17 protein-coding genes are annotated in these 23,537 nt (G+C 41.0%); 4 read left to right on the top strand and 13 right to left on the bottom strand.

Annotation, left to right across the window (positions count from 1 at the left end; translation table 11 throughout):
• Positions 1-64: 64 nt before the first annotated feature.
• The 3 genes from DCK90_RS01020 to DCK90_RS01030 are packed head-to-tail and all read left to right on the top strand — an operon-like array spanning position 65 to position 5,907.
• Positions 65-3,154, top strand: a complete 3,090-nt coding sequence (locus DCK90_RS01020; RefSeq protein ID WP_108244310.1) for a hypothetical protein — start codon at positions 65-67, stop codon at positions 3,152-3,154.
• On the top strand, positions 3,155-4,375 hold the full coding sequence (locus DCK90_RS01025) for a hypothetical protein (protein ID WP_108244311.1): 1,221 nt from the start codon (positions 3,155-3,157) through the stop codon (positions 4,373-4,375).
• Positions 4,375-5,907, top strand: coding sequence for a cellulase family glycosylhydrolase (locus tag DCK90_RS01030; protein WP_108244312.1), 1,533 nt, complete (start codon positions 4,375-4,377; stop codon positions 5,905-5,907). The genes DCK90_RS01025 and DCK90_RS01030 overlap by 1 nt, the downstream gene beginning before the upstream one ends.
• A 32-nt stretch (positions 5,908-5,939) precedes the next feature.
• Here DCK90_RS01030 and DCK90_RS01035 read toward each other — a convergent pair whose 3' ends face one another.
• The 3 genes from DCK90_RS01035 to DCK90_RS01045 form a co-directional block, all read right to left on the bottom strand.
• Positions 5,940-7,175: a glycosyltransferase gene (locus DCK90_RS01035; RefSeq protein WP_108244313.1), complete on the bottom strand. Its 1,236-nt coding sequence runs from the start codon at positions 7,173-7,175 to the stop codon at positions 5,940-5,942.
• A 205-nt stretch (positions 7,176-7,380) separates the two neighbouring features.
• Complete coding sequence (locus DCK90_RS01040) at positions 7,381-8,610, bottom strand: MATE family efflux transporter (protein WP_108244314.1); 1,230 nt, start codon at positions 8,608-8,610, stop codon at positions 7,381-7,383.
• The gene (locus tag DCK90_RS01045; protein WP_108244315.1) at positions 8,597-8,899 is read right to left on the bottom strand and encodes an STAS domain-containing protein; all 303 of its coding nucleotides are present in this window, start codon (positions 8,897-8,899) and stop codon (positions 8,597-8,599) included. Before DCK90_RS01045 ends, DCK90_RS01040 begins: the two co-directional genes overlap by 14 nt.
• Positions 8,900-9,085: 186 nt before the next feature.
• On the opposite strand from DCK90_RS01045, the gene DCK90_RS01050 reads away from it, so the two are divergent.
• The gene (locus DCK90_RS01050) at positions 9,086-11,149 is read left to right on the top strand and encodes a tetratricopeptide repeat protein (RefSeq protein ID WP_108244316.1); all 2,064 of its coding nucleotides are present in this window, start codon (positions 9,086-9,088) and stop codon (positions 11,147-11,149) included.
• Between the two features lie 84 nt (positions 11,150-11,233).
• Here DCK90_RS01050 and DCK90_RS01055 read toward each other — a convergent pair whose 3' ends face one another.
• From DCK90_RS01055 to DCK90_RS01100, 10 genes are all read right to left on the bottom strand, one after another.
• A complete protein-coding gene (locus DCK90_RS01055) occupies positions 11,234-12,694 on the bottom strand; it encodes a serine hydrolase (RefSeq protein WP_108244317.1) in 1,461 nt (486 codons plus the stop codon).
• Positions 12,695-12,844: 150 nt separating this feature from the next.
• Entirely contained in the window at positions 12,845-15,346 is a 2,502-nt protein-coding gene (locus tag DCK90_RS01060; protein WP_108244318.1) for a DUF4114 domain-containing protein, read from the bottom strand.
• Positions 15,347-15,739: 393 nt separating this feature from the next.
• Positions 15,740-16,456 carry a LytR/AlgR family response regulator transcription factor gene (locus tag DCK90_RS01065; RefSeq protein WP_108244319.1) on the bottom strand — a complete coding sequence of 239 codons (717 nt, stop codon included), beginning with the start codon at positions 16,454-16,456 and terminating at the stop codon, positions 15,740-15,742.
• Between the two features lie 2 nt (positions 16,457-16,458).
• The gene (locus DCK90_RS01070) at positions 16,459-16,779 is read right to left on the bottom strand and encodes a histidine kinase (RefSeq protein ID WP_108244320.1); all 321 of its coding nucleotides are present in this window, start codon (positions 16,777-16,779) and stop codon (positions 16,459-16,461) included.
• A complete protein-coding gene (locus tag DCK90_RS01075) occupies positions 16,776-17,843 on the bottom strand; it encodes a sensor histidine kinase (RefSeq protein ID WP_108244321.1) in 1,068 nt (355 codons plus the stop codon). Before DCK90_RS01075 ends, DCK90_RS01070 begins: the two co-directional genes overlap by 4 nt.
• Positions 17,843-18,973, bottom strand: a complete 1,131-nt coding sequence (locus DCK90_RS01080; protein WP_108244322.1) for an FIST signal transduction protein — start codon at positions 18,971-18,973, stop codon at positions 17,843-17,845. Before DCK90_RS01080 ends, DCK90_RS01075 begins: the two co-directional genes overlap by 1 nt.
• Positions 18,942-20,990, bottom strand: coding sequence for a PAS domain-containing sensor histidine kinase (locus tag DCK90_RS01085; RefSeq protein ID WP_108244323.1), 2,049 nt, complete (start codon positions 20,988-20,990; stop codon positions 18,942-18,944). Before DCK90_RS01085 ends, DCK90_RS01080 begins: the two co-directional genes overlap by 32 nt.
• The gene (locus tag DCK90_RS01090) at positions 20,980-21,525 is read right to left on the bottom strand and encodes a heme NO-binding domain-containing protein (RefSeq protein ID WP_108244324.1); all 546 of its coding nucleotides are present in this window, start codon (positions 21,523-21,525) and stop codon (positions 20,980-20,982) included. Before DCK90_RS01090 ends, DCK90_RS01085 begins: the two co-directional genes overlap by 11 nt.
• Before the next feature lie 76 nt (positions 21,526-21,601).
• Positions 21,602-22,003, bottom strand: a complete 402-nt coding sequence (locus DCK90_RS01095; protein ID WP_108244325.1) for a response regulator — start codon at positions 22,001-22,003, stop codon at positions 21,602-21,604.
• A gap of 230 nt (positions 22,004-22,233) precedes the next feature.
• A complete protein-coding gene (locus DCK90_RS01100; RefSeq protein WP_159075722.1) occupies positions 22,234-23,535 on the bottom strand; it encodes a PepSY-associated TM helix domain-containing protein in 1,302 nt (433 codons plus the stop codon).
• Between the last annotated feature and the right edge of the window lie 2 nt (positions 23,536-23,537).

A 23,537-nucleotide genomic window follows, 5' to 3' on the forward strand; every position in this document is an offset into this window, starting at 1 on the left:
ACAGTTCATTGGTTTTCCGACAATATTTAGACCTTTAAACTGTTATATTTCCTGATAGATATTCATGAAAAAACAAACCAACATTACCTTGGCCATTGCATTGGTTTTTGGGCTCATTTTTCACGGGGCGACCATCTTTTTTACGTTGGAAACCACCTATGATGCGCTCATTCACCTATTCTTTGCAGACCACTATGCTGATAGTTGGTTCGAGCCTTGGGATTATCGCTGGTATACCGGTTTCACTGTACAGGGGTATCCGCCATTGGTTCATCAATGTATCGCATTGCTTTCGTATATCGGTGGATTAAAGTTTGGAATGTTTACCATGGCTTTGCTCATCATCGCCCTGTTCATTACAGGTGCTTACCGATTCGCGCTGGTCATTTCAGGAAACCGAAAAATAGCTGGCTATACCGCTCTTCTTGCGGCATTCTCCTCCATGTTTTTGGAAACACTTCACATTTTTGGTCAATTACCTAGTTTGATGGGTATCTCCATCTTAATGCATGCACTTCCCGAGATTTACATGTGGATAAAGACGGGACGAAAATTTAAACTGATTTCCTCGCTTTCCATGATTGCGGTAACGGTTACATCTCATCATGTGACACCGATTTTTGGGATGGTCTTTTTTATCTTCCCGTTGATTGGACTTGTAATTATGGATGCTTCTAAGGAAGCGGTAGAAATCAATACCAAGATTACGTTTAAAGTATTTCTGAAACAGTTTAAGCGTCTGTTTTGGCGGATTGTCATATTTGGAGGCGGCTCCTTGGTGGCCATTGTAGGTTGCATATTGCCCTATTGGGTCAATTCCAAAAAAAACCCGATTACCCAAGTTCCGATTCCGCATGGATCTCGTGACAACTTTCTGGAAGTTACCTCTTCCGGGTTAGTGTTTTTTTTGATTCCCTGGGGGATATTATTGTTTATCTTACCCTACCTATTTTACCGTTTTTACAGCAAGCGTTTGTTGTTTTTTGGTTTGTCCTTTTCCATGTTGACATTACTGGGAACCGGTGGCACCACCCCCCTACCCAAAATGTTATTGGGAGACACGGCCTTCAACATCCTTACACTCGACCGTTTCACGCTATGGGCCACCATTATGTCTTTGCCCCTATTTGGAGAGTTTGTGTATCGTTTGGTGGAAGGCGACATTAGGGAACAACTCCTTAAAGCGTTTAAAAAACCATTACACTATGTGCTGGCCGGTGGATTGGGTATATCCTTCATCGCCGCGGCTATATTTACCATGAGCCTCAACTATTTTAGGCCTTCGCAACCACAACGGATCAATATGCTGCCCATTGTCAATTTCCTGAACCAAGATCAACATGATCAATGGCGTTATTTGCCCTTGGGGTTCGGAGATCAAATGGCATGGCTCTCCGCGCAGACCAAGGCCATGACGGTGGATGGCAACTATCATTCGGCCCGAAGGTTGCCCGAGCTGACCACAAGGGCCATTGAACGACTGGAAAATTCAAAGTTTAGGGGTGTGGAGGGTATTGGTTCCCTACAACAATTTTTGACCGTTCCGGAGAAATACAATCTCAAGTACATATTTTCCAACGATAAGTTCTACGACCCTATTCTCTATTTCTGCGGATGGCAACGTTTACAGCAACTGGAAAATGGTATTATGGTCTGGGAGCGCCTCAATATTTCCCCTTTGCCCAAGGTGATTCCCAAAGAAGACGTGCCCAACTTCTTGAAGCTCATGTGGGGATTGATTCCTGTAGGGACTTTGCTATTGGCTTTTATCATCAATATTCAACTGCCATGGTATTGGAAACTCAAAGGAAAATCCAACAAAGTGGACGATTACTTCTACCACGCACCAAAATTCAACGGTATTTCCAGGGGCCTTTCTTTCATCAATGGAGCTTGGGCCATCGGAATGATCGGAATTTTCGTTTTTGGCATCTATCATTTTTACTTGGACAATGCCACCCAGATCAGTGCCGAGAATGTGGTCAAATCCTATTATGACGCGCTGGATTTTAAGGAATTTGAACGGGCACACTCCTATTTGGATCCTGATGCCGACGTGAGCCTATCCCAATATATGTTGGAAGTATCGGTCACGGACGGTTTATTGAGCTCTTACGCCAAGATGGATTCCATTGGCATAACAAAGACCAAGGAAACCAATAATACAATAGAAATGGAAGTGGCCACCAAATGGATTACCCCCTTGGAGAAAGTAGACCGCACCTATCAACATACGGTGATCAAAAAGAACGGGCAATGGTACATCAAACCAAAAAAAGTGGACAACGATATTCCACCCAACCAGTTGATTGCTTCCAACCAGACCCAATATTACAATCATGGACGAAGGCGCATCACTACACAACAAACGTATAATGAGGATATTTTACGCCAACCGCTTTTGGAGATATTATCTGCCAAATTGGTCAAATATAAAGGCAGTTACAGTATTGTCGGTGAGCTTCAGAATATTGACAATGTACCCGCGGATATTTCCATAAAAGGGACCCTATACAACGAAAACGACAATCAGCTGGCCCAGCACGATGTCAAGTTCCACGCAAAGCATAAACTTATGCCCAAGGAAACCACATCGTTCCGCATAGATTTTGAGGGAATTGCCTGGTCGTCCACCAAAGACACCTTGCCTCCCACTTTTGACCCCGACCAGTTTACCCCGATCAGTTTGGAAGAACAGCCCGTCACTTTTGATCTGCAATGTGCAGGGAACGTGGCAACGACCGACCTCTACAAATCCGTGGCACTCCAAGAATGGAACATGGATGAAGATATCTTAAAAGGGACATTGTTCAATTTCGGTACACAAGAGGTGACCATTCCTCAAATCTTGACCTCGTACTATACTGAAGCTGGAGATATTTTGTGGTTGGAACATCATTTTACCTTGGATGGCATCCGCATTCAACGGAAGCAAACTTTTGAAATGCCGCTGTTGGATTTGAGCGAACTGGAAATCATTGCGGAGGGATTGGAAAACTGCTACGTGAACGGCCTGCCCAATGCTGAAATTGCGGAACGGTACTTTTCCGATAGAAATGAGCAGCTTAAATGGGAAATGATGCGTCCCTACAATGGGGAAGGCTTTTCGTATTTTCAGGTGGAGTTGAACAATTACATTGGAAACCCAAAATAGATGAGGTGGAAGCAATACATATGGCTTATGGTTTTTATGGCTTGGGGTTGCTCCAAATCCCCTGATGCTCTTTCTGAAAAAATCCCCGATACCACAAAGCTTATCTCCACGGCAAGAGAATTTGTCGCTGGCGACTCCATTACTCTTCAATTTGATGGAACATCCGAAAATCAGTTGCTGTTGGTTCAAAATAGCTGGGGAACCATGCTGCTAAAACCCGATTCAACCATTACGAATTTGACCTTTACACTCCCCCAAATCATGGCTCAGAAAAGTGGTTTGGCCCATTGGAGCTTACTCCATGAAAAAACGATGGTGGCTGAAGGTGGCTTCAATATTCTTCCCAGCAAAACATTGTCAGAATCCATGGAATCCTATATTGGTCCTACCAGCATCTTTGCCGACAATCAAGATGAAGCGATGATTGTATCGTTACCACAAGATACTTTTGGAAATCCATTGCCTGACAGCACCATTGTACAACTGACAGAAAAATTCAAGAACAGCCAAAATAATACATCAATGCCCGTACAGGGTATGATTGCCCATGCCTACGTAGGAGGCCATGGTGAGGTGGGTGAACTGTTTCTGAGCACAAGTTTAGAAAATCAAGTTTCCAAGGAATTTACGGTAAGTGTGCTACCAACCAAATCTGCGGACTTCAACATCACGATGGAACGACAGCACAACTTCGCCGATGGCAACCAGATTATTTCCTTTACCACATCCACTGTTAAAGATCGTAATGGAAATACGGTTGCCGACGGTACGATGGTCAATTTTGTGGTCGAAGATGGTTCTGGAAACCAATATCAAACCTATGGCCAGACGTTGAACGGGGTCGCGGTTGGAAAAATGCTTCATCCAGAAGCACCGACACAATGGAAAGTAAAAGCACACATCAGTGGCCTATCCCAGAGTAATAGCTTGGAACTGGGGTTTGAAGCTGCAGTCAAGGATTATACTGTTCATGTTTCAGAAAACGGAAGAACCATAACTGTAGGGCCCATCCTTAGTTATATGAAACAATGGGTTCCCGACGGAATGGGCATCCATTTGGAAATAAAAGGTCCTGATGAGGAATCGTTGCTCACACAAGAGACAACTTCCAGAAAGGGAATGGGTGAATTTGAATTGCCCGAAAACATGAATGCTTACGAAAATACCGTAAAAATTACAGTTGCGGGAATTGAAAAAAGGATACTGAGAACCATAGAGTAATGGTAAAAAAGAATCTATATCGTGCGTTGCTCCTCTTGAGCTTTTTGGCCGTGAATGCGGGAATCATTTATGGATTGGCCGCGGCATGGTCCTTTTTGAATACCGGGGCCGATAAATCCGCCATTCTTCACATAGGTGGCACCATAGAACAGGCCTACCAACCCAAAATAATCTGGACCATCGAAGGCCAACGAGGAAGAAAAATATCCAAACAAGCCCTTCGGGAACTTGAAAAAGATTACCTGAATGCTTGGTATGTGAAAAATATCGCCTTGAACTCCTATGATCAATTGGGCATAGCGGATTATTACACCGAAGATGTGAGAAAGCAGGTCAACAACTTGGTCCAAAACAATCGGGATAACCATGTTAGGATAGCGACCACTACCCTATCACATCATCCACAACTCGAATTTTACAGTTTGGATGGGAAATTGGCCGTGCTGACCGATAACAGTGTGGTCCAGTTTGAAAAAGTCTATACCGATGGGAACCTAGTACATCAACAACGGACATTGCACAGCTATCAAGTGATTTTGATGTTGGAGGACGGCTTTTGGCGAATCCGTCAAATGGTGAAGATTCCCAATCCGGATGAAACCGAAAATGAACCTAAACAGCTTTCTTTTGATACCAAAAAATGGAGGGGCATCAACTATTATCCAAAGGATAACCCTTGGAATATGTTCGGGAGAACTTTTGATGAATCCTATATCCAAAAAGATTTCAGGACAATAAATACAATGGGGCTCCATTCGGTCCGTGTGTTTGTACCCTTCGAGGTTTTTGGAGGTGCCTCGGTGAAAGAAGAAATGTTGGCTCAACTGGAAAAACTATTGGATATCGCTAAAGAACATAATCTCAAAGTGCTAGTGACCCTATTCGACTTTTATGGGAATTATGATCTCATGGATTGGACATTGACCCATCGACATGCTGAAACTATAGTTTCTCGATTGAAATCTCATGAAGCCTTGTTGGGCTGGGATATTAAAAACGAGCCTGACTTGGATTTTGAAAGTCGCGGGAAGGATACTGTCCTGGGTTGGCTTTCAGAAATGGCGAAACAAATCAAACAGAACGATAGCATTCATCCCGTTACCATTGGATGGTCCACTCCAGAAGCAGCTGTGCATTTGGCCAACGAAGTGGATTTTGTTTCCTTTCATTATTACGGGGCACCTGAAAATTTTAAAGAACGTTTCTTGGCTTTGAAAGATTCCGTTCACGACAAACCTTTGGTTTTGGAAGAGTATGGAAAATCAAGCTATAGCGGCATTTGGAACCTGTTCTCCAATTCAGAGGATGCCCAAGCCAGCTATTACGAAAAAATGCAAACCATTCTTACAAAGGAACAACTCCCCTATTTTATTTGGACCTTGTATGATTTTAAAACCGTTCCAAGTTCTGTGGTGGGGCGGAAACCATGGCGAAAGGCACCACAAAAGCATTTTGGACTGATAGATTCCGAGGGTAAAGAAAAACCTGCCTATCCTATAATCGATGTAAAAAGAAAGGGGACAACTAACTAAAGTTGACCCCTCTCCACACTTAACCTAAAAACCTATGCGATACTAGTTTTTTCAATACGTTGCAGTTTTTGGGCCTTGGGTTGCTTCAACCCCTTTTTTGATCGTATCGCATTAAAATGGTCTAGGTACATTTCAGTGATTTTGGACATGGGCAGCGAACAAGCTGCTTTATAATTCTGTTTTCCCAAATGGATTCGGTAGTTCTCGTTGGTCAATATGCTTTCCAAGGCCTTTGCCAATGAGTCCACGTTTTCCGGCTCAAAGAATTCCCCACGGTAACCTTCTTCCCTGACCAAGATGCCAAGGTCCCCCAAATCGGGCAACACCACCGCTTTGCCATAACTTCCTGCTTGGTGCAACACACCAGAGCTTCCTGTTGTTGAGGTGTACGGGAAAACCACTACGGCACTGTCCCCGAATATTTTAGGGACATCTTCCTCGGCCACATAGCCCGTAAAACGAAGGTTTTCAACGTGACTGTAGATTTCTTTCATGCTGTCCAAATACCCCGGAGTGTTGGGACTATCTGTTCCTGCAATCACAATTTCGATGTTCAAATCGGATTTGTAACGCAAAACTTCCACGGCTTCAATCAAAGGCTCCACCTTTTTGTAGGTTCCAAATTTTCCAAAGGCCATCACTTGCATGGGCCCCACTGGCAAATCATAATTTGGTGCAGGTGGTGTTTCAAAAGAACCGTGAGGCACCAAAGCAACATTCTTCACTTTATATTTTTCTTCCAAGATGGTCTTGTACTTGCTAATGGTGACTGCCAACACATCGGAAGCCAATACAAAACGTGTCAATGTAGTGCCGATAAAGTTGTATATTTTTTGAAGGAATCCGTTCTGGGTGATTCCTGCATTTTCCAAGTCTACCTGCTCCAAAATATTATGCAATAAGGAGATGGTGGGGATGCGCATCATTCTGCAAACAAAAGGCAATAAAAGTCCAAGCGCGGCAGGAACCTTTTTATCGCCAAACTTCAAAAACTGAAGATTGAACAAAACCGCATCCGGTTTTTCTTGTTTGATGGCCTTGGCCACTTTGTACAGATTTTTAAGGTCGTTAAAGCTCCAACATTCTTTTACGGTAATGGGACAGCCTTCTTGTTCGAAGGATAGATCTTTTGGTGCTTCGGTCACATCGGTAAGCAATACAATTTCGCTTACTTCATCTTGAAGCCTGAAATGTTTTACCAAATGGTAACCGTACTCGGTTAAGGTGACTTTACTTGGCGGATATGCCGTTACAATTGCTAGTTTCATAAGGTTAAGTTTTTAATTCTTTATCAGATTTCAGTGATACAAATGTCCGCATAACCCATTATAAAAAAGGTCGTTACAAGGTGGTTGACTCTAAAGTGTAGACGAATGGAAATGATGAGACGATTAGGCAAAAACCCAATAAAAAAAGGCCGGAAAACAACATGTGTCCTCCAGCCCCGCGCTTGCCCTCTATTATAGGGGAACTCTATCTCCTATGAGATAAAAAATAGAGTACTTGAACGGCAAGCAAAACCAACATCACCAAAATCTGTAGCTGCACCACTAGGGCCAGACTACTATGAAAAAACACAATCAAAACTATCTGTGACACGCCCAAGATTGCTGAAAACCAAATGGGCCTGTATTGATCTAAAGACAAAAAGTAATACGTGAAGATATTTGCGACTGCAAACAGAGAGGTCGCCAAGGCATATTGCCAAAGCAACGAGGCCATGGACAAATAGGCATCTCCAAAAAGCAGGGTAATGATCAATTCAGGGAACGTCGCACAAACCACTACGATGACCGAGGACAACAGTCCAATATATCCCACATATTTAAAAAGGATATGTCCTGTAGGCTTTCCTTCTTTTTTGAGTCGGACCACGGTAGGAAGCAACAACATCACAAACATCCAGGCCACAAAATAGACCACGCGCCCGATCAAGGCCAAGGAAGCATATAGTCCCGCTTCTTGTGCTTGAAAAAAGTGCTTTACCAAAATAATATCACTGTTATTGATGATAATCTGGGTAAGCTCGTAGCAGGCCGTAATCAACATGAAAGTGCGGACCTTGTTCCATTCCAAATCCGGCGAAGCAGTTCTGACAACGTTAAATCGCAACTTTTTAAAAGGAAAAAGGCCCAAAGCCAAGGAACCCAGGATTCCAAAGGATACCAACACTCCAAAATGATCTCGAACAATCAAAAAGGCCAAAAGCGTGATGAGCAACCTGCCCCACATTTCGGATTGATAGGAAATTGAAAGTTTGGCGAAGGATTCCTCTCCTTGGTATTGACCCCGATTTACGCTCATTACAAAGTAAAGTGGCACTCCTATTCCAAAAATTTGGAACATCAGCGCATTTTCCGTTTGTAATATATTTTGAAGAAAAGGTGCTGCAAAAAATACTGCAGCTCCCAAAACACAACCAATCACAAGGGCTAAAACACCGATACGGTTTCTAAATGATTCCCATTGCTCTTGCGGCAGCACCGCTACGAACTTGGCCGTTACCAATTGGAAGGTCATCCCCAAAAAAGAAAGAACCAATAATAAGGTTACCAACAAGGCGGCATCCGCAAATGCCTCTGGACCCAAAATACGGCCCAAGAGCAAATTATAGATGTAATTTCCCCCATTAACTAACAAGGCACTCAACATAAAGAGCTGCTGAGGGGAAACTCGTTTTTTAACTACACTAAACACGGTCATGGCTCAGAATATTTGAGGTTTTTGTTTTACTCATTACCGAAAGTATATTGGCATTCTCCTGTCCAATAATGGTAAAATGAGCTCTGATTTCCATTGCCCTTTTATGCATCTGTTGTAACATGTGCGCTGCTGTCTCATCGAGTTGTCCTACGCGTCCTAAATTTAAAATCACCTGATTCTTGGTGTTGATGAACCGACTCATGTGTCGTTCTAGAATGATGATGTTGCTGCTGTTCAAGTTGCCATGAACCGAGAACATCCCTGCGCATTCTGTAATTTGTAAAGCCATGATTTTTAGTTTTATAGGTTAAGATTATTTGACTTGTTGCAGCAAATATCCAATGGTTTGACGTCTTAAATTGGTGGGTATAGATGGATGGCGGATTACTGTAGATGAATGGAATACTTCGCCCTTCGGTTGCGGAGGAGGTCGATTTAACTTTACATCATCGAAAAAACCTTAAAAGCTTAACCTATGAAACGCTTTATCAACATCATCATTTTAGGGATTGCCGCCAACGGAGTTTTTGCCCAGTCGCCCATGGATGAGGGGTTCCAACTTTTGGAGAAAGGAGATTTTTCCAAAGCTGAAATCTTCTTTGACGATTTCCTTAAAGACCATCCAGACAATAAGACAGCACAAATCTGCTACGGTCGTGCAGTAGGTCTTAACGGGAACCCGAACAAAGCGAACACCTTATTTAATGTTTTGATGACGCAGCACCCAGACGATTATGAGGTTCGTATCAATTACTATGAATCCTTTTTATGGGGAAAACAATATAAGGCAGCCGAAAAATTGTATGCGGGCCTTGTTGAGGATTACCCAAACAAGTTCGGTGCGATATTAGGGTACGCCAATACATTGAGTAATCTTCAAAAATATGATGAGGCTTTGACTTGGATTGAGAAAGCCTTGTTGCTTCAACCTGGGAATCCAAGCGCCCTGATTTCCAAAAAATATATGAACCTTGGTTTGGCCAACACTTTGGTACAGACTCAAGATTATGATGGGGCCAAAATCAAATTGAAAACCATTTTCAATGATTTTGAAAACGACAGGGAAACTTTACTGAACTTGGCCAATGTGTTTTTGATCACCAAAGAAGTCGATAGTGCCAAAGCGACCTATCGCAGATTGGCCATAAATGCCAAGGACTCCATTGTGGCATTGAACGGAATCGCATTGGCAGAACATATTGGGGAAAAGGACAAAGAGGCCCTCAAAGTTTCCGTTTTGGCTAAAAACAAAGTTTCCTCAATTTCAGATAGCGAACTTAGAGAGAAAACTTACGAACGGTATGCGCAAGCCCTCATCTGGAACCGCAAGTTTGTAACCGCAAAAAAGTACATCAATAGTCTTTCCTCTCAATATGGAGATAGAAATTGGGTCCTGGCCTTAAGGGCCACCTTGGGAATGTACACGGGGAACATAAAAAAGAGTCTAGCACATTATGATGCGATTTTAGCTTCGGACAGCACTTCTTTTGATGGTAATCTCGGCAAAGCCAATGCACTTTTTGCCCTTGGGCAAATTGAGGAAGCCTATGCAGCTACATACAAGACCTTGGATATTTTTGAAAATCAAAAAGATGCACAAGGGCTTATTGAAAAAATCAATGGGCAATACAGTCCGTATGTGCAAGAAACGGCGTCCTATAGTTTTGATAACGGGAATAACTTGGCCTATGCCACCAACACCACTGTGAACTTGCCGGTATCCGCCAAGTTTCAATCTTCCGTAAATTACCAATATCGTTTAACGGAAAATGCGGCAACTTCAGCGAAGGCAAACACACATACAGCCACGGTTGGACTTACTTATGCTTTGATTCCAAAACTAAAGGTAGTTGGTGTAGCTGGTATGAACAATGCACAATTCGACGGAAACGCATATACCCAACCTATTTTGAACGCCAAGTTGGTCACAGAACCGTATCGCTTGCAAAATTTAGAATTGGGCTATCAGCGAGAGGTACAAAACTTTAATACGGATTTGATTGAGCGTGAAATTGTGATGCAACACTATGGACTCAACTATAATTTGGGTTCCAATGTCGGTTTGGGCTGGTATACGCAACTCATCCATACCCAACAGAGCGATGACAACCAACGCGACCTCTTGTTTACCTCTTTGTACTATACGGCATTGCGAAAGCCCACATTAAAGTTTGGACTCAATTACCAATATTTGAGTTTTGCCGAGCAAGTATCTACCATTTATTTTAGTCCGGAGAAATACCAGGCCGGAGAGATTTTCGCTGAACTGGGCGGTAAGTTCGCTTCAAATTCTACCTATCGCATTAATGCGGCAACAGGATTGCAGCAAGTAGAAGATGACGACATGACCTCCATATTTCGAGTGGAAATGAATGTGAAACATCAATTCTCAAAAAGATTGAGCGGTGGTTTTTATGGCAAGTACAGCAATATTGCTTCGGCCACAGCTGCTGGCTTTCAGTTTACCGAAATAGGCCTTCAGCTGAAATGGTTATTTAAAAAACAACCGTTTTTCTTTGATAAGGTGGCAAGCAGATAAATCAATTTTAGCAATACAATAAAAGCCTGATCAAAATGAATCAGGCTTTTTCCATTTGTACCCCAATAAAGGAAAAGCTATGCTTCAATGCTGTTTCACCCACTCTGTTTTATCACCTTGCTCCATGATACATTTAACAACTTTTCCATCAGAATTCTTAACAAATTCAATAGTTGCTAGAGGTTTTACAATGTCGACTACGAAAGTAGTACCGTTCAAAGAGGTTAGGTTTGATTTCCATTTACCTTTTTCTTCTAGGAGCAACTTGTTCCTTTTTAAACGTACCTCAATCGCTCTATTCCCTTTTATATAAGTTCCGGCATATTTTCTCAAGTCAATATCGTTGGGCTCAACAGTGGTTGAAACTGTTAAGGTCTCAAAACCATTCCACTCGTATACCAAGCCTACGCTTCTAATGATTTCTTCAATAATCTCCGTATTTGTACCATTGGACATAACGACAACCCCATTTCCATTATCAGCGCTAAAGATGAATTTGCCCCTAAATCCCCTATTGGCACCGGAATGCTGCAGATACAATGTTTCATTTTTTATTTCACGAAAAAGGCCTAGTGCCGAAATGCTTCCCTCAAGTGTTGGTTCTATTATCTCAGTCGCCGAATCCTTTGCTAGTATTTTACCATTACCAGAAGAGAGGCACATTTGAAAATCGATGATCAACCTTCCTAAATCAGTTGGCGTTGTCCATAAGCCCGCTGCTGCCGACTCTGGATAGATATTGTAATTATTACTCAAAAGTTTACCTCTTTCAGAATGAGCAAAAGCCAATTCTTCAGGATATTTATCCAATTCTATCGAGTAAAAGGATTGGTCCATTCCCAAAGGAGTGAATACGTTTTCATTTACAAAGCGCTCATAGGCAACTTTGGAATTATCCGAAATGATAAGTTGGGATATAGTGACACCTCCCCCTGAGTATTTGAATTCGCTATTCGCTGGTAAAATCTGTACAACTTTTTCAGAATTCGATGGCTTTATACCATTCAAAATTTGAACAATGCTTGGAAGATGCTCCGAGTTCCAGTATCCGCTAAAACCATGAACGGATAACCCTGCTGTATGGTTCAACAGTTGACGTAAAGTAATTGGCTCTTCACCAAAGTCTATATTATATGGGAATTTCCAAGATGTCAAATACTGATTGATATCCTTATCCAAATCAATTTTATTTAATTCCTTCAGCCTCATCATTGCCACTGCATTAACGAACTTACTCATAGAAGCGGCTTGAAAAACTGTCTGTTCAGTAATATCTGGTTTTATTGGGTTACCAGTTTCTCCATATCCTTTGGCCCATTCAATTATATAGTCATGAATTACAGCAATGCTAAGTCCCTTCGTGTTGTATTTGTGCATTCGGTCCTTAAGCTTCCATAGAGATTGGTCTTTTCTAAGGACTAAGGGGGCAAGGCTATTTTCAACCTGTTCAATTCTTTGATCAATAGTTGTATTGGTCTGAGAATATGAGATGACACTCGTATTGGCAATCGAGAAGATGACAAGCAGCTGCTTTTTTATTGTCATGGTTTGGTATTTGGTTTCCAATATCAAAGATTGTTCCAATTTACAGGTATTTAATTCGAACAGTATGCTCTATTTCAGATTTATACATAAAAAAACTCCCCTTAAAAGGGGAGCCTTCATCAAAAAAACAACAACCTATAAAAACCACAATTACTGTCGTATTATTTTCCCACTATACGTCTTATTATGGACCACATCGCCAATTCGGTAGAGGTACATGCCCTTGGGCAGATGGCCCAGCTCCAAACGAATGCTGTTCTCGTAACCTGCTGGAGCTTGGGTATCTGCATAAACCACCTGACCGCTTAAGTTGACCACACGCACATACACCTCATCCGTCTTTTCCGGGATGGAGATATCGGTGTAGTTCACAAAAGGGTTAGGGTAACTTTTGAGGGTCAAAACTGTATCCACTTCATCAAAAATGGACATTGCCTCTTCATCTATATCCAATTCGTTTGTCCCAAACTCCATACCCTCTTCGGACGGTTGGTCCATGGCCGACTTGGCCAAAGCCACCCTATCCACATTCAATTCAAAAGGTTGATAATTTTCATAATCCCCTTGGACAGAAATAACTATGCTACGCAATTGTTCAAAACCAATGTATTTACCTTCTTGATTCGCAAATTCTGAAAATGCCACGCTAATTGCCTTCTCTTCAGTATTGGGTTCCACTGTATAACGTAAACGTTCGGACCAATCAGTCATAGCATTGGTCACCAAACTAATTTCCAAAGGAACATTATTGGTAAGGTTGAGCTGTAGATACTCGTAATCCCCGATAACCAATTGAAGGTCTCCAGCCAATACGTTTCTGAAGATATTTACAGTCTCCTTAACTTCCCCTTTGGCCACAATACCGCGTTCCACTACGTGACCATCCACTTCCCAAGCTTCGTGGGGAGTTACCTCAAAAACCTCCAAGCTATCTACTTGAGCGTTTAAATCAACACCCCATGGACCGTCGGCCAGGTAAATGGCATCGTGCTGATATGAGTTCTCCGCGATAATGGACAATCCCATATCGAACAGATGACCTGAATCCACTGTAATCTGCTGCTCCCATTCCCCGCTTAAATCGATGTATTTATTTAAATTTTGAAGTGTTTGCTGTTCGGTCGTTTTATAATTTCCATCTAGCAATAGCCAGCTCGCGTTACTCTTATTAATGATATTCAAATGCAATTTTCCGTTTTGATAATATCCATTTTGGATAAAGACAGTAGGAAGAACATTATCAACATTATTGATTTGTAAAGGGCCTTCTTGCTCGAGATTCATAAGGATTTCATTGACCACCGTACTCACCTGCCCCATACTGTTTCCCCAAACCTGAAAATTCATATAATCGCCTGCGGGGTATTCATCCAAGTTCCAACGACTATACAGGCTGCGTTGGGAGCCTTCTTCGCGTACCGAAAATACAACTGCGTACTCCACATTGCCATTGGCCCTTTCCAGTTCGGAATACACCAATCTATGACCATGCAATTGAATGGTACGTAAATCTTTTAATTTGGAATCATTGAGCCTATCGCAAATGGTCTTGGTGTGATTGTACACCTCACCCTTTGTATTCAAAGCCAAAGCGGCAGAGACCCTATCGCCATCTTGGTAATAATCTATTCCGAATACCTCATCGGCATTGGTAATGTTGAGCAAATCCTCTGGACTTGAAACATAAGACGTTTCTGTGCCAAACATTCCAGTGCTGGGAAAATAACCATCCAAATTACCCGATTTGGCCATTAGGGACTTGTAGGTCTTTTTATCGTACTTGCTTTGCAAGGCACGCTTATTCTTAAAAGTATTGGCCTTGTTTCGGTCAAAATTTCGCTTTGCGATCAAGCTAGCGAGGTCACCGTTACTTTCCAGCCCCCCATCGTTCCCAGAAGTTACGGGAGCGTGGTCGGTAATTTTATTATAATTGGTTGTTTTTACCGCTGTGTAAGGACTTGCGGTTATGTAGAAAAGTGCATCATTAAAATCATTATCACAACTCGCGTAATCCCTTCGAATGTCCTCAAAACCTAAAATAATTCGCTCGTTGTCCGGGTCGTTCAACAACACATTGTGATACCTCAAAGATTCTTCTGCTTCAGGATTAAAATCAGGATTGGAGAACAGTTGCCAATGACCTGAAGTTACATATCCCTTCCATCCATTGGCCAATAAAACCCATCCAATACCCGTTCCTGCCTTGAAATCACCTATTTTCACTCGGTGTCCGGTCTCCAAACTTCCACCACTGTACAAAGCGGATACGTTTGGAAAAATTATGGTAATGTCCTCTTGTTGGGGTGTTCCTGTTAAAGGTTGGTCGGTTTGATAGGTATAATAGCCCAATACGTTTTTGTAACCTGCACCTTCAGCCACAAAGGTGACCCAGACTTCTGCATCTTCCACTAATATAACATCAGTATCATAGCCGGAAGTAATATATTGAGGATTGTAATCGGGCACTGGATATCCTTCCGGCAATGCATTGTTGATCATATCCAAGGTTTCCTGTGATACATCGTCCTTACCATCCAGGTATAGTGGGGTTCCATCAGATGTATAGTCTCCCAAAAACTTATAATTATACTCTTGGGCACTTGCCCAGGAAAAAGTAAGCATGGTTGCCAATAGAAGTAATAATTGTTTCATAATTGTAGGTTTAGAATATGGTTCAAAATTGCTGATTTCCTGCTCCAAAAATGGAGTAGCTTCGGTGAATTAAAATTTTCTATAGACGGATGGATATTAGAAAAGGACAAGCATAAAAAAACACCCCGAAAGGTGTTTCGTATCATATCCAATAACTATTTGCAATTACATCAATCCATAATGATGAACTGTTCCTATAACAACTATATAAAGAACACCTAGGTGTAAGAATATCAATGTTTTAAGAACCAATTTAAACACATCACCTGTTTCATGGTATAAGTTTTATGATTAACACTGGCACAAAACTAGCTCTCTTTGCCTTAGTGAATTTAGATGAAACGGTGAGCGAAAAAAAGTGTAGATAAGCTAAAAGATTGTTGTGTTGAATTTTTAAAGAAGGTTCAACCTTCGCATTAATTCCGGTCTATTGGACCTGCTGATCGGGACAACGCTCTTTTCGATCAATACGCTATTATCCTCAATATCAATAATTTTATTAAAGTTGATCACAAAAGACCTATGAATCTGTAAAAACTTGTCGTCAGGGAGTTTGTCCAAAATTTTCTTCAAGGTGGTGTGTACCAAATAATCCTTGGATTGTGTTTTGATATTGATATAATCTCCCTTGGCTTCAATAAGCAATATCTCGGTATATTTTAGTTTGATGAGCCTGCGGTCTATATTTATATAGAGATCTTCTCCCGAGGCATTCTCTTGGTCGGTAGGAAATCCGCTAGAAGTTTTTGAACCAAATGACCTGCCTTTTAAGACTTTCTGTACACATTTATCAAATCTTTCTTGAGTGATGGGCTTAACCAAATAATCCACGATCGCTTCGTATTCATATGATGCGATGGCAAATTCCGTATCGGAAGTGGTCATTACAATTTTGGGTGGGTTTTTGAGTGTTTGAATAAAATCAATCCCCGTAAATCCAGGCATATGGATGTCCAAGAAAATAAGGTCCACTTTATATTCGTTCAAAAATTTGATGGCCTCTATGGCACTATCAAATTCCTCCATAACATTCAATTCAGGAGCTTTGGAGCATAATTGAGACACTATTGCTCTGGCTGCCGCTTCGTCATCAACTATAATACAATTCATTTTTAAATGGTTTTTAGGTATTGTTCCACTGTTTCCAGGACCGACAAAAATTCTTGTTTTAAGGAATGCTCACCATTTCGCAGTTCGTTTTCGTGCTGAACGGCCAAAGTGTAAGCATTTTGTATACCTAGAACGTTGAGTTTGTGCTTTATCTTGTGTACGAGCTCGGACGCTCCCCTAAATAAAGAACTTTCCATCGCTGTTAGGTACTCATTTTTTTCCGCAGGAAACTCCTCCTTTAAGATACCAATGAATTTTTGGCGAAAAGCTTCATCACCATCAGCTAGATTGTCAATGTAAGTTAGGTTTGGAGTCTCTTTCATTGTTCTTGTTTTTTTAGTGTAAAATGAAATGTAGTGCCCAATCCTTCTAAACTTTCCACCCAAACCTTACCCCCATATAGCCCTACAATTTTTTTTACCAATGCCAAACCGATACCTGTAGCCATTTCATCATTTTCTAGTTTGTTGAACATTTCAAATATGTCCGTTTGGTGTTCCTCCGGGATTCCCTTTCCATTGTCCGCTACGGCAAAATACCAGTTATCACCCTTATCCTTGAAATCGATTCGAACTGTTCCCTTCTTTTTGTTTTCCAATGCCTTTACTGCGTTGGTCATCAAGTTCATGAACAATTGTTCAATTTTATATTTATCAAAACAAAGCTTTGGAAGGTTTTCTTGAAATTGGAAAGAAACGTTGTTAGGTACAAAAATGTTTTGTTGAATATCGCCTAAAAGCTCTTCCAAATTGAATTCTACATTTGATGAGTTTTTGTTTCCAAGTGTGGCATGCTTTAAGATTCCCGTTATGAGCTTGTCCATTTTCTCCAAATTTTGAAGAGCAAGGGAAAGGTTTTGTTGACTCTGCTCAGAAAGTGTATCCCTTTCATCCTCCTCGATCCAGGCAATCAAGGCACTAATATTCCTAATGGGCGACTTTAAATCGTGGGATACAACATGTGCGTAACTGTTCAAGGATTCATTCTGACGGGCCAAATCCTTTAAAAGGCCATCCTTCTCTATTCCCATTTCGGATGCACGCTGAGCCAACTCCTTAATCTGTCTGGCCAACTTTTCCGCATCAAAGTTCTCGTCTACGATATTCTTTGTGACCTCTTGGGTCTCAAAGTTTGATTGCAATGCGGTCAATGCATTTTCCAATGAATTGAGCACTTTTTTTTGCCGGGCGGCCTCTTTTTCCAATTCCCGATTGGCGTCATAAAGTTCGTCGGAACTAATTGCCGTGGCCCTTTGAAGCATGGACAATTTTTCATCATAATGCTCGTAAGACTTTCCTATTGCCTCAAAAAGTTCTTCCAGAGAGCTTTCATTACATAAGGCTTCGGGCAAGTATTTGTTGAGCTGTCTTTTGAGCAGGCTGTGCATTATTCGCTAAATAAAGTTAGTGTCATAGTTTGATTGTGGAGCTTGCAAGAGCGATGACCCGCAAAAGGTGCCATTTCACCGTAAGAATAAAATCCTGATATGGGAACATGCTTACCTACAATCTGGCTCACTTCCTCTATTTCTTCCTCGGTACGCTGGTCCATTACCAGTTTTCGGCCCACACAACTGATCAGAATGGCCAATTGCGACTCGGTATTGCGACCTTGAACTGCGAGTTTCGCTGCTGACCGCGCACCGCTGGCAATATCGTCCACAGTGGCCATCATCAATTGTACTTTAGATCCTTGCGGTACATCTCCGGCCAAAATCATTGCGTTCCTTTCTTCATCTATGTTTAATATGGTTCTTACAATGGCGGCACCTCCATCCGTTCTTACACTTAAAGGATATAAAAGTGCCGATTTTGGCAATTCGCTGGCCTTGTCGCCCAAATAACGTTTGTAAAGGTCAAGAGCAGGTTTGCCGTCGAGTTCGAACAGAATATTGTTTCTTGATTTTGTTATCATCCGTTCTGGACCAAACGGTATCCAACCTCCGAAGTTTGCGCAACTGATCTCGAGCGATTCGCCATAGAAACCTATGGCAACAACTTCTCCTTCTTTTGGAGATTGATTATAGGAAGCCAGCGTCTTTTCAAAACGGTCACCGTCGCCACATAGCCCCCCGGACAGTCCAATTCTACCGTTACCTCCATATTCCATACCTGTAATAAGGTCGCTCCCATTTACGGTGCTTCCTTCGGATACTACAAAAATGTGCTTTAATTGCTCTTTTGGAAATTCCTTGGAGAGACACCTGCCCAACGCATCATCGTTATGTTGAAATTCGGAAACATTTTTACTCTTTACCATAAAGTGTCCTTTTTCAAACTCAATAGCTGTAAGCACGACCGTACCATCCAAGACCTTCTCCCCCATTATCTCACCGGAGGTTGACCCAAAAACAAGATGGCCGTCGGGAAACAGTTCCCTTACTTCTTGAAACAACCCCTCGTCCTGAAGCATAAATCTATTGCCAAAGACCAAAACCAATGGTTCTTTTAGATCTATCCTTTCCGAGGCAAATTCAAATTTGGAATTAGATAACTTTTTGGCTTGCAATATCTTCATGTAGATTGGAATTTAATGTTTGTTTTTCAAGGGTGAAATAGAAATCGGTTCCTTTACCTTCTTCACTTTCCACCCATACCTCACCATTATAACGATCAATAATCTTTTTTACTATGGATAGGCCTATCCCGGTTGATTTTTTATCGTCTGAAGCAGATTGAAAAATTTCAAATATCTTTTTATGGTATTTTTTAGGAATACCTACACCATTATCCTTAATGCAAAACTCCCAAAAGCCATGTTTATCCTGATAAAGCACTTCGACTTTTCCATTTTCTTTTTCAATATGCACAACTGCATTGGAAATAATATTTTGGAACAATTGATGCATTTTTGTTCTATCGGCAATAATCGTGGGCAATTTTTCAGGGGCAACCACCTTTACGTTTTCAGGAATGTAGATACTTTCCTCAATTTCCGAAACCACATCGTGTAAATCTATTTCTGTATTTTTAAGTTCAGAAGTATTGGCCGTGGAATATGCCAAAATTCCACTGATCAAGTTTTCCATGGATTCAATCTTATCTTGGATTAGCTTGAGATATTCCTTGCCTGCATCGTCCAAAGAATCCCCATAATCGTTGCTCAACCAACTTGCCAAGGCCTCAATACTTCTCAAAGGAGACTTTAAATCGTGGGACACTACATAAGCATATTCCTTTAAGCTCTCGTTGCTCTGTTCCAATTTGGACAATAGTTTTTCCTTTTCGAGCTGTAATTTTATGTGTTCGGTAATATCCAAATGAATGCCTATGGAACCGATTGCCCGCTGAGCTTCATCAAAACGCGGTGCGGAGCTCACCAACCAGTGACGCTGTTCGCCTTTCTTGTTAAATACAGCCATTTGGTGAGAGTCCTGACCCTTTTTCAGTTGTGCTATGTCCTTATCATCGATTATCTGTTTGTTATTGGCGGTTCTCAATTCATGGACAACACTGCCCACAAGTTCTTTCATTTCAAAACCGCTTATGTTGCAAAAACTTCGGTTTACAGTTTGAATTTGGCCATTTAAATCAACCTCGATCAAACCAAGGTTCATATTTGCAATAATTCCGCTGTACTTGTCTTTTTCAGCCTGTAGGTTTTGTCTAAAGGTTTTGGTGAGTGTAACATCCCGATAGCTCCATAAATGGCCTTTGTAAACGCCATCGTTGAATAGCGGTATGTAATCGCGCTCCAAAATTCTGCCATCTGTCATCTGTAATTCATCAGATAGAACTGTTTCTTGATTTTTCAAAATTTCGGTTATGCGATCAATGAATTGTTCCGGGTCCTTAAAATAGTCCTTGGATTCTTCTGCTGCATTTGCACAGTCCGCGCCGATCATATCTTCTGGATTGGCTTGGATACCGAACATATCACAGAATTTTTTGTTCGTAAGTGCAATTTTTCGGTTTTCATCTTCGAGCAGTACGGCCATTTCGAGGTTTTTTATCAAGGTCGCCAACCTATCCTGAGATTCTTTTAATTGTTCTTGTTGATTTTTAAGCAAACTTTCAACATCTTTTTCCTGAGTAATGTCTCGGATAATACCTTGAGCAGCAATGGGATTGGCTTTACGGTCATAGATAAGGCTGGCATTGATCTGCACATATTTTTGTTGGTTGTCCGGTAAAACAATCTTGGCCCTATAATTTTTTAAAATACCTGTTTCCAGTAAGGATTGGATGGATTCTGCCGTGTATTGAGCAAAATCTGGATGAACGTAACGGGAAAGGTTGACTTCGTTTTTTAAACGATTAAACTTCAAAAATTCTTTGGCGGATTCATTACTTCGGATAACGTTGAAGTCCAAATCCATTACCACATAAGGATCAATTATATTAAGGAAAGCGGCATTTACTTCATCAGTCCTTTCATTCAATAGGTTTTCGAGCAGTACATTGGCCCGTTTTAGGTGTTCTGCCGTATCATAAAGTTCCTTGGACTTATCTTCAAGGATTTTCTCCGCTTGTGCCCTCGCCTTCTTTTGGCGTTCCAGAGCTCTTTTTAACACTTTAACCTCGTTACTCTCCATCTTGCACTACATCAAATTTTACTTCGGTTCCATCGTTTTTCAGCAATTCAAAGGATACCTTGGAAGAGGTGTTGAAGTGTTCGAAACACTTTTCTATTAAACCGTGTGCCAAACGGTAAAGTCCACGGGAAGAAACATATACCATGGAGATGGAGGTATCCGTTTTGTCCAGGATTTTAAAGGTGGGCAACTCTGCATCCGGATATAATTTTTTTACATGTACATGAATATGATCTTCTATAGAGTACAGTAATCCTATGGGGGAAGTATAACTTTTGATCACATCTGGATGGGCTTTTCCCAAACTCACAAAAAGGTAATGACCAAAGGCATACAGTAAATCATCTATGGCTATGTTGGTCCTTTCGCTCAGACTTTGCAACAGAATTACCATTTCATTGAAATCATAAGTTCCAACGGAGGTATAGATTCCTTCAGAGGGCAAGTCTGAAGCTTCAATTATGTCATCAACGGTTTCCAACCCAAATTGATCTTCGACCATTTCCAAAAACTCGGTAAATACTATTCCCTTCATAATCTGGCTTATATGATTCAAAGGTAGGAAAACGTTTACCTTACAGGTAAGTTTTGTTGTGAAATTGCGCTTTTAACTAGGCTTTTACCAGTTCGTTGATGTTCCAATATTCGAGAACCGTTTTTAACTTGGTCTCGTAATCTTCGTATTTGAGGGGTTTAATAATATATCCTGCTATGCCGATTTTATAACATTCCAACAAATCGTCCCTATTCTCGGACGTTGTAAGAACGATGGTGGGCAAGTATTTTATTTTATCGTGCTGTTTAAGAATGCCCAAAAATTCTATCCCGTTCATCCGGGGCATATTAAGATCAAGCAAAATTATGTCTGGCAAAGATTTTCCCGACTCCAAATATGCCAAAGCTTCCTCCCCATTTTTGGCTTCTATCAAACTATGCTTGGTTTCCAACTTGGACATTGTGCGTTGGAACTTCATGGTTTCGATGGCGTCGTCCTCGATAAATAAAATGTACATTTTTATCCAATTTTAGCTGATTACAAAAAAAAGAATTTCACATGTGCAAAAATGCAATCCTTAGCCCAAACAAAGTTTAGTGTAGACGAATGGTATTTAAGTGTCGTTGAAAGATAAAAGGTTTTCTTTCTGATAGGGTCAAAAGCTTAATAAAGTGCCTGCCAGATTGATTAACTGAAAAATGATAGTGATTCGTAGAAAATTAGGAATCATTATATAAAACCAGAATATCACATTTTATTCTGCCCCGTATTTACAATCTTGTTCAGACGGTAAACAAAAACATAGTAGGTAAGCAATAAAAACAATATCCAACCGCAGCTTATAACGACCATACCGGTAATTGAGGTATGATAACTACCAATCAATTGCACATACATACTGGCCATTATAAAGATATATATGCCCCAGTTTATGAATTTCCATTTGCCCAAAATGGGTTTGTGCTGCTTCTTCCTTTGATTTGCTCTTCGCTTTAAGGTAATCCATATACCCGATAGCACTAAAGATGATATCCCCAAGCCCATAAAAAACCATATAATCTTGGTTACCAATCCTCCCCAATATCCAAAATGCAGCGGGTCGGCGATATCATTGACCCACATAGTTTTACTTATTGTTCGAGCATTTTGAACCCCGGTCACTTCATAAGTATATGGATTTACATAAACCCTATTGGCACGCTGCCGAACTAATGGCACATCTGATTTGCCCCTTAGATAAACAGGGCTTTCATAATCAGTAGGTATGTTCATGTCTTCCACCATGAAATGCGGAATTGCTTTTTGTGCTACATTGACAACCTTATCATAATCAATATCATAAGCGAGGTTCACACTATCCGTGACTGTGTAGTTTTCCAACTTGGGTAGTTTGGGATTGACTTTTGTTCGGACATCCGCAATGTTTGAACGCTCTATAAAATACCATATTCCCGTAATCGAAAACAGTATGGAGAACGGAATCGACCATAACCCGATCAATCTATGAAGGCTTCTAAAAAACACTAGCGGCCCTTTTTTTACTTCAAGTACAAACAGTTTTCGCCACCATTTTTTATAGAAGAACAATGCCGTTAAAAAGGAAATTAAAAGTAGAAAGGCAAAGCTCAACACGATGAAATACCCAAACTGATAAAAAGGCATGAATAAAAAGTAGTGCAGGTCCCTGAAAAAGCGTTGAAAAGTGAGGTTGGCATTTCCCTGAATTTTTCCTGTATATGGATTTGCAAAGACATAGGTCTGTCTGCCGTTATCCTTCATGTAGATTATGTCGCACAAGTAGGGTTCCTCCGTACGCATCCAATAAGAAACCTGACCATCTGGATATTGCTTTTTAAGGTTGGCGAGAATTGTATTTCTAGAAGCAAACTCCTTTTGTGGCTTTGCCCTTATTTCTGATATAAACAGCCAGTCCAGCTCATGGCTCAGGGTTGCAATAGTACCAGAAAAGCATACTATAAAAAATAGTATGCTCAACTTGGTTCCGATCCAACTGTGGATTTTAAATAGTTTCTTTTTTGATAATTTCAATT

Source organism: Muricauda brasiliensis (assembly GCF_003057865.1).
In the GTDB taxonomy this organism is placed as follows: domain Bacteria; phylum Bacteroidota; class Bacteroidia; order Flavobacteriales; family Flavobacteriaceae; genus Flagellimonas; species Flagellimonas chongwuensis.

Excerpts from the sequence above, each read along its gene's own strand:
- DCK90_RS01075 (WP_108244321.1), bottom strand. The coding sequence starts at position 17,843 with ATGCACAGCCTGCTCAAAAGACAGCTCAACAAATACTTGCCCGAAGCC.
- DCK90_RS01095 (WP_108244325.1), bottom strand. The coding sequence starts at position 22,003 with ATGTACATTTTATTTATCGAGGACGACGCCATCGAAACCATGAAGTTC.
- DCK90_RS01080 (WP_108244322.1), bottom strand. The coding sequence starts at position 18,973 with ATGAAGATATTGCAAGCCAAAAAGTTATCTAATTCCAAATTTGAATTT.
- DCK90_RS01040 (WP_108244314.1), bottom strand. The coding sequence starts at position 8,610 with ATGACCGTGTTTAGTGTAGTTAAAAAACGAGTTTCCCCTCAGCAGCTC.
- DCK90_RS01025 (WP_108244311.1), top strand. The coding sequence starts at position 3,155 with ATGAGGTGGAAGCAATACATATGGCTTATGGTTTTTATGGCTTGGGGT.
- DCK90_RS01045 (WP_108244315.1), bottom strand. The coding sequence starts at position 8,899 with ATGGCTTTACAAATTACAGAATGCGCAGGGATGTTCTCGGTTCATGGC.
- DCK90_RS01070 (WP_108244320.1), bottom strand. The coding sequence starts at position 16,779 with ATGAAAGAGACTCCAAACCTAACTTACATTGACAATCTAGCTGATGGT.
- DCK90_RS01050 (WP_108244316.1), top strand. The coding sequence starts at position 9,086 with ATGAAACGCTTTATCAACATCATCATTTTAGGGATTGCCGCCAACGGA.
- DCK90_RS01035 (WP_108244313.1), bottom strand. The coding sequence starts at position 7,175 with ATGAAACTAGCAATTGTAACGGCATATCCGCCAAGTAAAGTCACCTTA.
- DCK90_RS01060 (WP_108244318.1), bottom strand. The coding sequence starts at position 15,346 with ATGAAACAATTATTACTTCTATTGGCAACCATGCTTACTTTTTCCTGG.
- DCK90_RS01065 (WP_108244319.1), bottom strand. The coding sequence starts at position 16,456 with ATGAATTGTATTATAGTTGATGACGAAGCGGCAGCCAGAGCAATAGTG.
- DCK90_RS01090 (WP_108244324.1), bottom strand. The coding sequence starts at position 21,525 with ATGAAGGGAATAGTATTTACCGAGTTTTTGGAAATGGTCGAAGATCAA.
- DCK90_RS01085 (WP_108244323.1), bottom strand. The coding sequence starts at position 20,990 with ATGGAGAGTAACGAGGTTAAAGTGTTAAAAAGAGCTCTGGAACGCCAA.
- DCK90_RS01030 (WP_108244312.1), top strand. The coding sequence starts at position 4,375 with ATGGTAAAAAAGAATCTATATCGTGCGTTGCTCCTCTTGAGCTTTTTG.
- DCK90_RS01055 (WP_108244317.1), bottom strand. The coding sequence starts at position 12,694 with ATGACAATAAAAAAGCAGCTGCTTGTCATCTTCTCGATTGCCAATACG.
- DCK90_RS01020 (WP_108244310.1), top strand. The coding sequence starts at position 65 with ATGAAAAAACAAACCAACATTACCTTGGCCATTGCATTGGTTTTTGGG.